At 43.5% G+C, this 15,186-nt stretch carries 2 protein-coding genes; both read left to right on the top strand.

Annotated features, from left to right (window positions below; genetic code table 11):
* The first annotated feature begins 261 nt into the window (after positions 1 to 261).
* Positions 262 to 6,702, top strand: coding sequence for a SpGH101 family endo-alpha-N-acetylgalactosaminidase (locus SORDD05_RS05450; protein ID WP_081102456.1), 6,441 nt, complete (start codon positions 262 to 264; stop codon positions 6,700 to 6,702).
* Between the two features lie 172 nt (positions 6,703 to 6,874).
* Positions 6,875 to 15,106, top strand: coding sequence for an SIALI-17 repeat-containing surface protein (locus SORDD05_RS05445; protein WP_061417583.1), 8,232 nt, complete (start codon positions 6,875 to 6,877; stop codon positions 15,104 to 15,106).
* The last annotated feature ends 80 nt before the right edge of the window (positions 15,107 to 15,186 follow it).

Raw genomic sequence — 15,186 nt, 5'->3', positions numbered from 1 at the left:
ATTTAGTATTTCTCTTGAATGCTGAATCCTTTTTTACATTTGTAAAGAAAGATTCTAAATTTGGAGCCTCTTTTTGTCAGAATAGAGAAAATTTTTGTTAATTTTACTTGTTTCCTATTGCTTTCTTAGTTATTATTTGTTATATTAAAAGTATAATTATTTTTTGTTTATCGGGGTTAAGCATTGCACTTTCAGAGGAAGGAGTATTTTTTAAAAAGGAAATGTAAACGCTTACTCAAAAATGAAAGGATTTAGGAGTTTATGAACAAAGGATCATTTGAAAAACGTTGTAAATATAGTATTCGGAAATTTTCATTAGGTGTTGCTTCTGTTATGATTGGGGCTGCATTCTTTGGGACAAGTACAGTTCTTGCAGATAGCGTGCAGTCTGGCTCCACGGCGAATTTACCAGCGGATTTAGCTACTGCTCTTGCAACAGCAAAAGAGAATGATGGGCGTGATTTTGAAGCGCCTAAGGCAGGAGAAGAGCAAGGCTCTCCAGAAGTTACGGATGGACCTAAGACAGAAGAAGAACTATTAGCACTTGAAAAAGAAAAATCAGCTAGTTCAGATAAGTTACCAGAAGGCTTAGAGGGCAAATTAGACAAGGCTGAAGATAAAGGGAAAGAAGTTGACAAGGATCAATTAGCTAAAGATACTGGGAATCTCGTTCCAGAAGATGTAGCTAAAACAAAGAATGGTGAATTAAACTATGGAGCAACCGTTAAAATCAAGACTCCATCGGGTGAAGGTAGTGGTATCGTTATTGGAAAAAATCTTGTTTTAACAGTTTCCCATAACTTTATCAAGGATCGTCAAGATGGCAATATTCGTAAGGTTGTAGACAATGATCAGGGAGATGGGGAAATCTATAGCTTCTCCTATCCAGGCTTATCTGATGTAAAATTCAGTAAAAAAGACATCGTCCATTGGGATCGTGACGGTTATCTTAAGGGTTTTAAGAATGATTTGGCGCTTGTGAGATTGTCTACTGTCCTTGAAAATGCTCCGGTAGAAGTAAGTGAGAAACCAGCTGTCAAAAAAATCGGAGATAAACTCCATGTCTTTGGTTATCCAGAAGGAAAATTGGCGCCAGCTGTGAATACAACAGTTGATTTTACAGAATCGTACGGAGAAGGTGTTCAAGGAATTGGTTATCAAGGAGGGAAACCTGGTGCGAGTGGTGGAGGTATCTTTGATACAGATGGTAAACTGATTGGAGTTCATCAAAATGGTGTAGTTGGAAAACGAAGCGGTGGCATTCTCTTCTCACCTGCCCAATTGAAATGGATCCAAGATCACATGAAGGGAATTTCAAGTGTCAAACCTGCAGACTTGGAAGAGAAAGAAAAACCAGCCGAAGACAAACCAAAAGAGGACAAACCAGCTGCTAAACCTGAAACACCTGAGAAAGTGATAGCTGAATGGCAAACGGTAGCGAAAAAAGAGCAACAGGGCACAGTCACTGTTCGTGAAGAAAAGGGTGTTCGCTATAATCAATTATCCTCAACTGATCAAAATGATAACGCAGGCAAACCAGCCCTGTTTGAAAAGAAGGGCTTGACCGTTGATGCTAATGGAAATGCGACTGTCGATTTAACCTTCAAAGAAGATTCTGAAAAGGGCAAATCACGCTTTGGTGTCTTCCTGAAATTTAAAGATACCAATAATAATGTTTTTGTCGGTTATGACAAGGATGGCTGGTTCTGGGAGTATAAATCTCCAACTGCTAGCACTTGGTATAAGGGAGGTCGTGTAGCAGCACCTGAAACGGGGTCGACAAACCGTCTTTCTATCACTCTCAAGTCAGATGGGCAGCTCAATGCAACCAACAATGACACCAAACTCTTTGATACAGTGACTCTGCCAGCGGCGGTCAATGATCATCTTAAAAATGAGAAGAAAATCCTCCTTAAGGCAGGATCATACGGTAATGAGCGTACAGTTGTTAGTGTCAAAACAGATAATCAAGATGGCGTGAAAGCAGAGGACACTCCTGCTGAGAAAGAGACGGGAGCTGAGGTTGATGATAGCAAGATAACTTATGACACTATCCAGTCTAAAGTTCTCAAAGCAGTGATTGATCAAGCCTTTCCACGTGTTAAGGAATATAGCTTGAATGGACATACCTTGCCAGGTCAAGTACAAGAAATTAAGAAAATCTTGATCAACAAACATGCAGTCACACCTGAAGTTACCTATAAGAAAATAAACGAAACAACTGCAGAATATTTGATGAAACTGCGTGATGATGCTAATCTAATCAATGCGGAAATGACCGTTCGTCTGCAAGTTGTGGATAATCAATTGCATTTTGATGTGACCAGGATTGTCAACCACAATCAAGTCACCCCGGGTCAAAAGATTGATGATGAGAGAAAATTGCTCTCGACCATTAGTTTTCTTGGCAATGCTTTAGTTTCTGTTTCAAGTGATCAAACTGGAGCTAAGTTTGACGGGGCGACCATGTCAAACAATACACATGTTAGTGGGGATGATCATATCGCTGTAACCAATCCGATGAAAGATTTGGCTAAGGGTTACATGTATGGCTTTGTCTCTACAGATAAGCTTGCCGCAGGTGTTTGGAGCAATTCTCAAAATAGCTATGGTGGTGGCTCGAATGATTGGACACGTTTGACTGCCTACAAGGAGACGATTGGAAGCGCTAACTATGTAGGGATTCATAGTTCTGAATGGCAATGGGAAAAAGCTTATAAGGGGATTGTATTCCCAGAATACACCAAGGAACTTCCAAGTGCCAAAGTTGTCATCACTGAAGATGCCAATGGAGACAAGAAAGTCGACTGGCAAGATGGAGCTATTGCTTATCGTAGCATTATGAATAATCCTCAAGGTTGGGAAAAAGTTAAGGATATCACTGCCTACCGTATCGCGATGAATTTTGGTTCACAGGCACAAAATCCATTCCTCATGACCTTAGACGGTATCAAAAAAATCAACCTTCATACGGATGGACTTGGTCAAGGAGTTCTCCTTAAAGGTTATGGTAGTGAAGGACATGACTCTGGTCACTTGAACTATGCAGATATTGGAAAACGTATTGGCGGGGTTGAAGACTTTAAGTCTCTGATTGAGAAGGCTAAGAAGTACGGTGCTCATCTAGGTATCCACGTTAACGCCTCTGAAACTTATCCGGAGTCTAAGTATTTTAATGAAAAAATTCTTCGTAAGAATGCGGATGGTAGTTACAGCTATGGTTGGAACTGGCTAGACCAAGGTATCAACATTGATGCGGCTTATGACTTGGCGCATGGACGCTTGGCTCGCTGGGAAGACTTGAAGAAAAAACTTGGTGATGGTCTCGACTTTATCTATGTGGACGTATGGGGCAATGGTCAATCAGGTGATAACGGTGCCTGGGCTACCCACGTTCTCGCTAAAGAGATCAACAAACAAGGCTGGCGCTTTGCGATTGAGTGGGGCCATGGTGGTGAGTACGACTCTACCTTCCATCACTGGGCAGCTGACTTGACCTATGGTGGCTACACTAACAAAGGTATCAACAGTGCCATCACGCGCTTTATCCGTAACCACCAAAAAGATGCTTGGGTAGGGGACTACAGAAGTCACGGTGGTGCTGCAGACTACCCACTTCTAGGTGGCTACAGCATGAAAGACTTTGAAGGCTGGCAAGGACGGAGCGACTACAATGGCTACGTGACTAACCTCTTTGCTCATGATGTCATGACCAAGTATTTCCAACACTTCACTGTAAGTAAATGGGAAAATGGCACACCAGTTACCATGACTGACAACGGTAGCACCTATAAATGGACACCAGAAATGCGAGTGGAATTGGTAGATGCTGACAATAATAAAGTAGTTGTAACTCGTAAGTCAAATGATGTCAATAGCCCACTATACCGTGAACGTACAGTAACGCTCAACGGACGTGTCATCCAAGATGGTTCAGCTTATTTGACTCCTTGGAACTGGGATGCGAATGGTAAGAAACTTCCTACTGATAAGGAAAAAATGTACTACTTCAATACGCAGGCCGGTGCAACAACTTGGACCCTTCCAAGCGATTGGGCCAAGAGCAAGGTTTACCTTTACAAGCTAACTGACCAAGGGAAGACAGAAGAGCAAGAACTAACTGTGAAAGACGGCAAGATTACCCTAGATCTTCTCGCAAATCAACCATACGTTCTCTATCGTTCGAAACAAAGCAATCCTGAAATGTCATGGAGCGAAGGCATGCATATCTATGACCAAGGATTTAACAGCGGTACCTTGAAACATTGGACCATTTCAGGCGATGCTTCTAAGGCAGAAATTGTCAAATCACAAGGCGCAAATGATATGCTTCGTATTCAAGGAAACAAAGAAAAAGTTAGTCTCACTCAGAAATTAACTGGCTTGAAACCAAATACCAAGTATGCTGTTTATGTAGGTGTCGATAACCGTAGTAATGCTAAGGCAAGTATCACTGTGAATACTGGTGAAAAAGAAGTGACTACTTATACCAATAAGTCTCTCGCGCTCAACTATGTTAAGGCCTACGCCCACAATACACGACGTGACAATGCTACAGTTGACAATACAAGTTACTTCCAAAACATGTATGCCTTCTTTACAACTGGATCGGACGTCTCAAATGTTACTCTTACTTTGAGTCGTGAAGCTGGTGATGAAGCAACTTACTTTGATGAAATTCGTACCTTTGAAAATAATTCAAGCATGTACGGAGAAAACCATGATACAGGTAAAGACACCTTCAAACAAGACTTTGAAAATGTAGCTCAGGGGATCTTCCCATTCGTAGTGGGTGGTGTCGAAGGTGTTGAAGACAACCGCACTCACTTGTCTGAAAAGCATGATCCATATACACAACGTGGTTGGAACGGTAAGAAAGTTGATGATGTTATCGATGGAAATTGGTCACTCAAGACCAATGGACTAGTTAGCCGTCGTAACTTGGTTTACCAAACCATCCCACAAAACTTCCGATTTGAAGCTGGTAAGACCTACCGTGTAACCTTTGAATACGAAGCAGGCTCAGACAATACCTATGCCTTTGTCGTCGGTAAGGGAGAATTCCAGTCAGGTCGTCGTGGTAGTCAAGCAAGCAACTTGGAAATGCATGAATTGCCAAATACTTGGACGGATTCTAAGAAAGCCAAGAAGGCAACCTTCCTCGTGACAGGTGCAGAAACAGGCGATACTTGGGTAGGTATCTACTCAACTGGAAACGCAAGCAATACTCGTGGTGATTCTGGTGGAAATGCCAACTTCCGAGGTTATAACGACTTCATGATGGATAATCTTCAAATCGAAGAAATTACGCTAACAGGTAAGATGTTGACAGAAAATGCTCTGAAGAACTACTTGCCAACGGTTGCCATGACCAACTATACGAAAGAGTCTATGGATGCTTTGAAAGAGGCGGTCTTTAACCTCAGTCAGGCAGATGATGACATTAGCGTGGAAGAAGCGCGTGCAGAGATTGCCAAGATTGAAGCCTTGAAGAATGCTTTGGTTCAGAAGAAAACAGCCTTGGTAGCAGAAGACTTTGAAAGTTTGGATGCGCCAGCTCAACCAGGTGAAGGTCTTGAGAATGCCTTTGATGGCAATGTGTCTAGTCTATGGCATACATCTTGGAATGGTGGAGATGTAGGCAAGCCTGCAATCATGGTCTTGAAAGAGCCAACTGAAATCACAGGACTTCGCTATGTTCCACGTGGTTCAGGTTCAAATGGTAACTTGCGTGATGTAAAACTGGTTGTCACAGATGAGTCTGGCAAGGAGCACACTTTCACTGCGACGGACTGGCCTGATAATAATAAGCCCAAAGACATTAACTTTGGCAAGACAATCAAGGCTAAGAAAATTGTCCTTACGGGTACCAAAACATACGGAGACGGTGGAGATAAATACCAATCTGCAGCGGAACTTATCTTTACTCGTCCGCAGGTAGCAGAAACACCGCTTGACTTGTCAGGATATGAAGCAGCTTTAGCTAAGGCTCAAAAATTGACAGATAAAGAAAATCAAGAGGAAGTAGCTAGTGTTCAGGCAAGCATGAAATATGCGACGGATAACCATCTCTTGACGGAAAGAATGGTGAAATACTTTGCAGATTATCTCAATCAATTAAAAGATTCCGCTCCGAAACCTGATGCTCCGACAAGCAGTAAGGGTGAAGAGCAACCACCAGTTCTTGAAGTACCAGAATTCAAAGGCGGTGTTAATGCGGCAGAAGCAGCTGCTCATGACCTACCAGAGTTCAAGGGAGGAGTCAATGCAGCAGAAGCAGCTGTACATGAAGTACCAGAGTTCAAAGGCGGTGTTAATGCGGCAGAAGCAGCTGCTCATAAAGTCCCTGAGTTCAAGGGCGGCGTTAATGCGGTTGAAGCTTTGGTAAGTGAAGTTCCAGAATACACCGGTGGCGTCAATGGAGTTGAGCCAGCTGTACATGAAAAACCAGAGTACACAGGCCCGCTAGGTACAGCAGGTGATGAACCAGCACCAACTGTTGAGAAACCAGAGTATAAGTTGACACCAGCTCCGCTAGCTGATACAAAGACATCAGAAATCAAAGATACTCTGAAAAATGAAGAAAGCAAGAAGACACTCCCAGAAACAGGAGAAGCCCAGTCTGATACAGCCCTCTTCCTAGCAGGAATCAGCCTAGCATTGTCAGCCGCCCTCTTTGCTATTAACAGTAAAAAAGAATAGATATTTATTTATTCCACAACTACATTGTTTGGATAAGTGACTTGGACTTCTAGGGGAGTCAGAGTCGGAAAATGAATCAAACACCTGGAGAGGACCTCTTGGTTCTCTCCTTTTTAAAAGGAGAAATGATAACGCTTACTAGCGTAGGCGGATGAAAGGAAATAGGAGAAATATGGACAAACACTTTTTTGAGAAACGCTGTCATTATAGTATCCGCAAATTTGCAATTGGTGCAGCCTCAGTTATGATTGGTGCTAGTATCTTTGGAGCCAATATGGTTCAGGCAGCAGAAACAGCAGCGCCTTCAGAGACAGAGGGAAGTATCACTCATGTTCAAGCCCTGGATAAGCTACCAGATGATTTAGCCGCTGCGCTTGAAAAAGCAGATGCAGAAGCTGCAACAGAAGCAAGTCATGAAGAAACTCCATCGACTGATGAGGGAACCAATCCTGCAGCAAGTGAAGAGGCAAAACCAGAGACAAATCCTGCAACTCCCAAGCCAACAGAAACGCCGAAACCGGTTGAAACACCAAAGGCAGACAAACAACCTGCGGAAACCACTACACCAGCAGTAAAACCAGCTGAAAAGACAATCGAAGATAGAGAAGATGTCAACCATCTCGAGGGTGCTACTGCTCAGGCAAGCAACCATGAGACTGGGACCAACTTTACTGCAGATAAGGCTATCGATGGAGATGACAATACCCGTTGGGCTACAGATAGAGATGCAGTAAAACCAACTTTTGAATTAACTCTTCCAAAAACTACCCTTATCAAGCATGTGGAAATTGACTGGGATCGTCGTCTTCGTAATGGGCAAAATGACCCAAATATCAAATCTTGGAGTCTCTACTACGCAGGTCAGGAAGATGTGGGGGCTAATGGAGAAAAACAATGGAAACTCGCTCATACCAAAACAGGAGAACCTGTTTTAGATGAGAAAGTAGATCTAGCTGAAAGTATCAAAGCTAAGTATCTCAAATTGGAGGTCAATGATTACCAAGCGGGAACAATGAACTGGAGAAACGTTGGAATCCAAGAAATTCGAGCTTATTCTAACGTTCCGGACCATAGTAAGGTAACGGACATCCGCCAAGTAACCGAACTAACAGTAGCAGAAGACGGACAGTCTCTTGTCTTACCAACTTTACCAGGGAAAGTTAGCCTTATCGGAAGCAACAAGCAAGGTGTGATTGACCTTCAAAATCACATCTATAAGCCTTTGACAGATCAACGCGTCAAGGTCATGGTCCAACAAATCAGAGACAGTCATACTTTCACTAAGGAATTTGAAGTAGTCATCAAGGGCCTACATCAGGACGAAGGTGTGGGTGTCAAACCAAAAGTAGCACCAGCTGTTCAACAATGGTATGGGAAAGAAGGCCAATCTTCTATCACTTCAGATACAGTTCTTGCGACAGGAAATTCAGGCTTTGATCAGGCAGCAACCTTCTACCAGTCAGACCTTGCCAGCCGTGGATTGGAACTAGCAACAGGTGACAAGCAAGCTCAAAAACGAATCGAATTTAAAAAGGTTGAAAACAAGGGTTACGGTAAGGAAGGGTATGGCATCACTATCCAAAATAATGTGATTACCATCGAAGCTGCCACAAACACAGGAGCCTTTTACGCCACTCGGACTCTTCTTCAAATGGGAGAAACAGACCTACAAAATGGCGAAATTCGTGATTTCCCAAGTTTCAGCCACCGTGGCTTTATGCTAGATACAGGTCGTAAATTTATCCCTTACGACACCCTTGTAGACATCATGCTCAACATGGCTTACTACAAGATGAACGACTTGCAGTTGCACCTTAATGATAACTATATCTTTCTCAAGGAACACTTGGCAGGAAAGAATCTTTCTAAAGAGGAAGAACTCAAGTATGTCCTTGAACATGCCAAGACTGGTTTCCGTGTGGAGACAGACATTGTCGGTAAGAATGGCCAAAAATTGACATCAGATGAGCATTATACCAAGGAAGAAATGCAAAATCTGATTAAACTTGCCAAGGCCTTGCATATCAACCTAGTGCCAGAAATTGACACACCAGGTCATGCACTATCATTTGTCAAAGTTCGCCCAGACCTCATGTATCAAGGTAGTTTGAGCGATTATGCAGGCAAGCACAATGTTGAGCGCGTAGCCATGCTAGACTTGGATAACAAGTACGAAGAAACTCTTAAATTTGTCAAATCAGTTTATGACAAACTCCTCGATGGTCCAGATGCACCGCTTCATGGCGTGTCCACTGTTCATATCGGAACGGATGAATACTATGGCAGCAGAGAAAGCTATCGTCGCTATGTCAATGACCTTATCAAATACATTAAAGGAAAAGGCTATACCCCTCGAATCTGGGGCTCACTCAGTGCGAAACGTGGGAACACTCCTGTTGATTGGAACGGAGTAGAAGTTGATATCTGGAGTATTAGCTGGCAACGACCAAATGAAGCCATTGCTCAGGGAGCTAAGATTATCAACATCACGGATGTACCGACCTATAGTGTGCCAAGTGGAAGCAATAGTCAAGCAGCCTACGGGGACTATGCAAACTACGAACGTCAGTACAATAGCTGGACACCGAATGATTTTAGAACAGGTGGCGGTCCACTTCTACCAGCTTCTCATCCAAGTATCCTTGGTGGTGGGCACGCAGTTTGGAATGACAATATCGACCTTCATGAGACAGGTTTGACCTCTTATGACATCTTCAAACGCTTCTTCAAGAGCATGCAAACCACTGCAGAGCGCACTTGGGGATCTGACCGTGCAGCTGCGACCTTTGCAGAACGCACCCTACCAACGAGCCCTTATGCGCCACAGTCAAATCCTGATAAAGAGATTGATCAAAGCGACTTGTTTACCATCAATCCTGAAACAGTCAAGAACTATGCGAGCAAGAAAGTGAAGACAAGCGAGCAGGGATTGGCTTTTGAGAAAGACAGCAGTATCGAAGGCTTGGCAGGTGATGTTGGTCCAAGTCATGTCTTGAAGTTTGATGTAACTGTCACTGGAGACGGTGAACAAACCTTCTCAACAAGTGGGGACAACCGTATCTATCTAGCTGATAAAGATGGCTACCTTGCTTATCAATTTGAACAGTTCCATATTCAATTCAATAAAAAACTTGAAAAGAACAAACGTTATCAAATCTCCATCGTAACCAAACCACAGTCAACCGAAGTCTATGTAGATGGTGAAAAGATTGAGCGTATCACAAATCCAGCTCACCCTCGCTTTGCCCACAATAGCTTGGTACTACCGCTTGAAAGCATCGGTGGTTTCAAAGGAATCTTGCATAGTGCAGAGTTGTCAGATAAACCATTTGTAAATCCTCGTTTGATTGCAAATGATAAGATTACTGCAACCGCAAGCAGTCAGCAACTTCCAGGGAACGCGACTGAAGGCGCTGTTGAAAAGGCCTTTGACAATGATCCAAATACCTTCTGGCATACTAAGTGGACTGGTGACACTGCGCCATACACTCTTACTATGACCTTGAAAGAAGCAGAAAAAGTCAATGGCTTGACTTATCTCCCACGTCCAGGTGGTGGAAATGGTGTCGTTACTCGCTACGAAATCTACGCACAAAAAGATGGCCAAATGGTCAAGGTTTCAGAAGGAAACTGGGACAACAATGCCCAAGAAAAAACAGTCAACTTTGCGGCGGTACATACCAACAAGATTGAGTTGAAAGTATTGGAAGGCGTTGGTGGTTTTGCAAGTGCAGCTGAAGTTCATCTATTGAAACCTGTCAAAGAAGAGCAAGAAACGCCTGCACCAAGTCAACCAGAAAAACCAACTACTCCAGAAAAACCAAAAGTAGACCAAACCGGTGATGGAACAGTTGAATTGGCAGATCAATTCACAGCAAGTAAACCAGCTAGCGAAGATAGCATTGCAGCTGCTAGCAAGAGCGCAGACTATCTCAAGAAAGAGTACAAGGTCTTCCCAACGCCACAAAAAGTGACCTATGGCGAAGGTGTTACAGCCCTTCGTAAGCAAGTCAATCTGGTTATGGGCGATCAACTCGACATCTATACTCGCAATCGCTTGAAGAGTGTCTTGCAGGATAATCAAGTATCTTATACAACTGGTAAATCTGCAGTTGCTGGTGCAACCAATATCTATCTTGGAGTACATGGACAAGGTTCACAAGCAGAACAAAACTTGTCCAAGGTTTCAGCCGGTCTCTTTGACAAGATTGACGCCTATGCCTTGACAATTAAGGATAATTCGATTTCCATCGTCGGGAAAGATACAGATGCGGTCTTCTATGGCTTGACAACTTTGAAACACATGCTTAAGGAAAGCCAAGTACCAGTTCTTCGCAATGTGACAGTAGAAGATTACGCAGAGCTCAAGAACCGTGGTTTCATCGAAGGTTACTATGGAAATCCATGGTCTAACGCAGATCGTGTAGAGCTCATGCGTTTTGGTGGCGATTTGAAATTGAACCAATACTTCTTTGCACCAAAAGATGATCCATACCACAACAAGAAATGGCGTGAACTCTATCCAGAAGAAAAACTAGCTGAAATCCGTGAACTTGCTCGTGTCGGAAATCAAAGTAAAACCCGCTATGTCTGGACCATCCATCCATTCATGAACAACCGCATCCGCTTTGGCAATGAAGCGCATTACCAAGAAGATTTGGCAACCATCAAGGCTAAATTTACCCAGTTGATGAAAGTGGGTGTCCGTGAATTTGGTATCCTAGCAGATGATGCACCGAGCCCAGTTGGAGGCTACAATAGCTACAACCGCTTGATGAAAGACATGACGGATTGGTTGACTGAAATGCAGGGAACTTACAGCGGTCTTCGTAAAGAAATGATCTTTGTTCCTGGACAGTATTGGGGTAATGGACGTGAAGATGAGTTGAAATCCCTCAATGAAAATCTCCCGAGTTCAACATCCATGACCTTGACGGGTGGTAAGATTTGGGGTGAAGTTTCTGAAAGCTTCCTTTCAACTCTCAAGAACAATCTATCCGCAGGTGGCAAGACCTATCGCCCAGTTTCACTTTGGATTAACTGGCCGGTAACAGATAACTCTAAACAACACTTGATTCTAGGTGGTGGTGAGAAATTCCTTCATCCAAATGTGGATCCAAGCTTGCTATCTGGTATCATGTTGAACCCAATGCAACAGTCTGAACCATCTAAGATTGCCCTCTTTTCAGGAGCTCAATACTCATGGAAACAGTGGAAATCAGAAGAAGAAGCTAAGAAAATCAATGATATTGCCTTCAACTTTGTAGAAAATGGTCATTTTGAAGATAGCAAGGTATCAGCAGCCTTCCGCGAACTTGGTAAGCACATGATCAACCAAAACATGGATAATCGTGTCGTCAAACTAGAAGAATCTGTAGACTTGGCTCCAAAATTGACAGACTTCATGACCAAGCTCAAAGCAGGTCAGGATGTGACTGCAGAGCGTGCAGCCTTGCGAGCTGAATTTGCCAAGATTAAAGAAGCTGCTGAGCTCTATAAAGCATCAGGTGATAAAAAAATGGTTGCCCAAATCCACTATTGGTTGGATAATGCAATCGATCAAATGAATGCTCTCGATGCCTTCCTTACAGGAACTGAAGCCATGGCTACCAACGATGCAGCCAAACTTTGGGATAGCTACTATAAAGGCTTGAAGTTCTACGAACAGTCTCAAACTCATACCTTCCATTATGTAGACCATATGGAAAAAGCTGAATTGGGTGTTCAACATATTCGTCCATTTATCCTATCCTTGAAAGAAGTTTTGGCGTCTGAAGTTCAAAAAGTCTTGCATCCAGATCAAATCATCAGTACCTTTATCACCAATCGAACAGGTGTAGAGGGTGGCTTGGCAGAAGTAACGGATGGCGATTTGGCAACTCATGCGATTATTAAATCACCAAATAGCATCAAGACAGGTGATTATATTGGTATGAAGTTCAACAAACCAGTAGCGATTCAAACCTTGACCTTTGCAATGGGAACGCAGGCAAATCCACGTGATACCTTTAGTAAGGCAGAAGTACAGTATCAAGATGAAAATGACAACTGGGTAACCTTGAAAGAGCCAAGCTATGTCGGAAATGAATCCCTTCTTAAGTTTGAAAATCTCAATATCAAGGCCAAGGCAGTTCGCATGATTGCGACAGCAGATCGCGAGAACACTTGGTTTGCAGTTCAGGAAATTGCAGTTAACCGGTCAGTTGAAAAAGCTCGTAGCCAGCAAGCAACGACAGTTAGTCTAAGCTCAAACTTAGTTTACAAACTAAATACCTCAGCCCGTCAAATCACTGATGGCAAGGACAATACAGAAGCCATGATGGCAAATGCTGACGGTAGCAATACGACACCAGTAGATGCCTGGGCACAACTTGACCTCGGTGAAGTCAAGTCAGTCACTAAAGTACGACTTCGCCAAGGAACGGGTGATAAGCTTGCCACAGGTGTACTTGAGTACTCTACAGATGGAACTGCATGGCAAGAGTTGGATCGCCTATCAGGAGAACAAACCAAGGAAGTGACCAGAGCGATCAATGCTCGTTACATCCGAGTACGCAATACCAAGGCCCTCGACCTCTGGTGGCGTATTCAGGACTTCTCTGTTGAGACACGCTCTGGAAACAGTGAGTTAACAGACACCAACGTCGACGCCTTGAAGGAAACACCAGTAGTGGATAGCTTAGGCAGTTACGAACTTCAAATTCCAGCTGGAACCAAACTCCCTGCTCATAGCTATCTAGGTATGAAGCTTGACCGTATCCATCAGATCAAGAGCATCCAGCTCAAAGGCCAAGCCAACCCTGCTCTTAGCCTAGAGTATTCTGCAAATGCACAAGAATGGACACCAGCCAGCCAGTTGACAGACAGATCTGTGGCAACCCACTTAGTACGTTATGTGCGTCTGGTCAACAAAACAGATCAGGAACAAGCTGTCACAGCCACTTCTCTCCTTGTGACAACCAAAGAAGTGCAACCAACCAAACTAGAATCTACAACTATGGGCATTCATCCAACATACGGCAGCAATGATGTTCGTAAACTGAACAACCTAGATCAACTATTTGACGGTGTTTACAACAACTTCGTTGAGTTTTCAGACTATGCCCATAAAGATGGTCATGTGACCTTGAAACTTGGTAGCGAACGCACTATCAAGAAGATTAGAGCCTACATCCAAGACGGAACTCAAAACTACCTTCGTGATGGCAAGATCCAAGTCAGCCAAGATGGTAAAACTTGGACAGATGTCGTGACAGTAGGAGATGGTGTAGCCAATAGCCAACACGATGATTCTCTGACAGATGGTTGGACACATGATTCTAAGATGCCAGGAAATCGTTACATCGAAGGTGAATTGACGACACCAGTCAAAGCCAACTATCTCCGTGTTCTCTATACTGCAGACTATGATGCTCGTTTTGTAGGCTTTACAGAATTGGTCATCAACGATGGCGAATTTGTCAAACCAATCAATGATCCAACTGTAGAAGGAAATGGTGGCGAAAGCCAAGGTAATCTCTACAACAACCTTGTAGACGGCAAAGTCTTGACCAGCTACAAGTCTGAAAAAGACAAGGGCGAATTGGTGTATCACTTATCTGAGCCAACCAATGCCAACCACCTTCGTCTCGTTTCCAGTCTTCCTGAAGGAGCGAAAGCACGTGTTCTTGCTAGAACACTCAAGGATGGTCAAGACAGTTGGACAGACCTCGGTGCCATTACATCTAGTCTCCAAACCTTTGCTATCCGAAATGGTGGCTCTCTTCTAGACGTCAAATTAGTCTGGGAAGGTGGCAAGGCTGAGTTTTATGAATTGGCGAGCTTCTATCAAGAATTGACAGAAGAATCTGTTCAATCAAGCAAGGGTGATGAACCAGCACCCGTTCTTGAGATTCCTGAATTCACAGGTGGTGTCAATGCAGCTGAGGCCTTGGTACATGAAGTACCAGAGTACACAGGCCCAGTAGCAACAGTGGGTGACCAAGCTGCTCCAACAGTAGAAAAACCTGAGTTCCAGGGTGGTGTCAATGCAGTTGAAGCCTTGGTACATGAGCTTCCAGAGTACACAGGTCCACTTGGTACAGCAGGAGATCAACCAGCACTGACGGTCGAGAAACTGGACTTTACAGGTGGTGTGAACGCGGTAGAAGCAGCAGTACATGAAGTACCAGAGTACACAGGTCCACTTGGTACAGCAGGAGACCAACCAGCACCGACAGTTGAAAAACCAGAGTACAAATTGAACTTAAGTCCACTCGCTGATACTAAGACTCCAGAAGTTAAACATGATGATCAGAAGGAGCTTCCGGCAACAGGTGAAAGCAAATCTGACACGGCTCTCTTCCTAGCAGGCGTAAGTCTAGCCCTATCTGCTCTCTTTATCGCGAAAGGGAAAAAGGAATAGCTTCTGATTACCTTTGCTTTTGACAAATTTTAGCATCAAGAGAAAGTGAAAAGACAGCTCCATAACCTCTATAATAGTTA

This window comes from Streptococcus oralis, assembly GCF_001578705.1.
In the GTDB taxonomy this organism is placed as follows: domain Bacteria; phylum Bacillota; class Bacilli; order Lactobacillales; family Streptococcaceae; genus Streptococcus; species Streptococcus oralis_J.
This window is presented reverse-complemented; position numbering and strand designations above follow the sequence as displayed.

What these genes read in the sequence shown, in the direction of transcription:
- SORDD05_RS05445 (WP_061417583.1), top strand. Translation starts at nt 6,875, where the DNA reads ATGGACAAACACTTTTTTGAGAAACGCTGTCATTATAGTATCCGCAAA.
- SORDD05_RS05450 (WP_081102456.1), top strand. Translation starts at nt 262, where the DNA reads ATGAACAAAGGATCATTTGAAAAACGTTGTAAATATAGTATTCGGAAA.